Raw genomic sequence first — 318 nt, forward strand, 5'->3', positions numbered from 1 at the left:
GAGTACGGGTTGCCGTTGGCGAACATGCGAGTAGCTACTCGCGACTATGCGGACATTGTGACCCCTGGCTATCCAGGACTCTGCCAGATGGAACGGCCGAAATTCCATCCCATGATGAGGAGAGCCGGCGTAATGATTGATGAGCAGCAGGTTCACAAAGGTTTTCTTATCCAGCAAAGTAAATGCGTGCGCAACGGCCGGAGTACATTCACGCAGTCATATAGCCAAGCTGGCAGTCGACGCGCAATGGGCGGCGCCAGTGTCAGGCGCCGAGAAACAATATCCGCCAATGGGAATAGTTCTCGAACTCGTTTTCGT

1 protein-coding gene is annotated in these 318 nt (G+C 54.1%); it reads left to right on the plus strand.

Features of this window, described 5'->3' with window-relative positions; all coding sequences use genetic code 11:
- Positions 1-132: 132 nt before the first annotated feature.
- Positions 133-318, plus strand: a 186-nt coding sequence (locus tag RCF13_RS23410; RefSeq protein WP_308141578.1) for a hypothetical protein, incomplete at its 3' end; no start/stop codon positions are given.

This window comes from Stenotrophomonas maltophilia group sp. RNC7, assembly GCF_030910085.1.
Taxonomy (GTDB): domain Bacteria; phylum Pseudomonadota; class Gammaproteobacteria; order Xanthomonadales; family Xanthomonadaceae; genus Stenotrophomonas; species Stenotrophomonas sepilia.